At 66.0% G+C, this 1,567-nt stretch carries 1 protein-coding gene; it reads right to left on the minus strand.

All coding sequences use genetic code 11. The features are described 5' to 3' along the window. Positions 1-1,485 (minus strand): aconitate hydratase AcnA (acnA, locus tag B2W70_RS13425; RefSeq protein WP_286746401.1); only part of this gene is annotated, 1,485 nt, incomplete at its 3' end. Positions 1,486-1,567: the final 82 nt, after the last annotated feature.

Here is a 1,567-nt window from a genome sequence, read left to right on the forward strand (position 1 = left end):
TTCTTTCTGGATGACCGGGTCGAGCGCGCCCGACATGCCGTTGCAGGTGGTGCAGGCAAAGGCCACGATGCCGAAGCCGAGCTTCTCCAGGTCGCCCAGCAGGTTGGCTTCCTTCAGGTACAGCTCCACAGCCTTCGAGCCAGGGGCCAGCGAGGACTTCACCCAGGGCTTGCGCGTGAGGCCCAGCTTGTTGGCGTTGCGGGCCAGCAGGGCCGCCGCGATCACGTTGCGCGGGTTCGAGGTGTTGGTGCAGCTGGTGATGGCGGCGATGATCACGGCGCCATCGGGCATGGTGCCCTCTTCGGCCTTGGGCATGGCCCATTGACCGGCGATGCCCTTGGAGGCGAGATCGCTCGTGGCCACGCGGGCGTGCGGGTTCGACGGGCCGGCCATGTTGCGCACCACGCTCGACAGGTCGAACTCGAGGTTGCGCTCGTACACGGCGTTTTTCAGGCTGTCGGACCACAGACCGGCGGTCTTGGCGTAGGTCTCGACCAGCTTGATCTGTTCAGCCGTGCGGCCGGTCAGCGTCAGGTACTCCAGCGTCTGCTCGTCGATGCTGAACATGGCTGCGGTGGCGCCGTATTCAGGGGCCATGTTCGAGATGGTGGCGCGGTCACCGATGGTGAGCTTCGATGCACCCTCGCCGTAGAACTCCAGGTACGCACCCACGACCTTGTTCTTGCGCAGGAACTCGGTCAGAGCCAGCACCACGTCGGTGGCGGTGATGCCGCTTTGGCGTTGGCCCGTGAGCTTCACGCCCACGATTTCAGGCAGGCGCATCCACGAGGCGCGGCCCAGCATCACGTTCTCGGCTTCCAGGCCGCCCACACCGATGGCGATCACGCCCAGCGCGTCCACGTGAGGCGTGTGCGAGTCGGTGCCCACGCAGGTGTCGGGGTAGGCCACACCGTTGTCGGCATGGATCACCGGCGACATTTTCTCCAGGTTGATCTGGTGCATGATGCCGTTGCCTGCGGGGATCACGTCCACGTTGGCGAAGGCCTTCTTGGTCCACTCGATGAAGTGGAAGCGGTCTTCGTTGCGGCGCTCTTCGATGTCGCGGTTCTTCTGGAACGCATCGGGGTCAAAGCCACCGCACTCCACGGCCAGCGAGTGGTCCACGATCAGCTGCACGGGCACCACCGGGTTCACCTTGGCCGGGTCTCCGCCTTCCTTGGCGATGGCGTCACGCAGGCCGGCCAGGTCGACCAGCGCGGTCTGGCCCAGGATGTCGTGGCAGGCCACGCGGGCCGGGAACCAGGGGAAATCGAGATCGCGCTTGCGCTCGACGATCTGCTTGAGGCAATCGGTGACGATGGCCGGGTCGGCTTTGCGCACGATGTTCTCGGCGTGCACGCGGGCGGTGTAGGGCAGGGTGGCCCAGGCGCCCGGCTGGATGGCTTCGACGGCGGCTTGCGTGTCGAAGTAATCGAGGGAGGTGCCGGGCAGCGGCTTGCGGAATTGGGTGTTGATGTGGCTCATGACCGTGTGGGGCGGAGATCGAGGCAGGTGGCGAAGCAGGCGGCGAGGCGGGTGGCTCAGCCTACCGGGCGGCAGCGCTGGA

Origin of the sequence: Aquabacterium sp. UBA2148 (assembly GCF_002328915.1) — a bacterium.
Taxonomy (GTDB): domain Bacteria; phylum Pseudomonadota; class Gammaproteobacteria; order Burkholderiales; family Burkholderiaceae_C; genus Aquabacterium; species Aquabacterium parvum.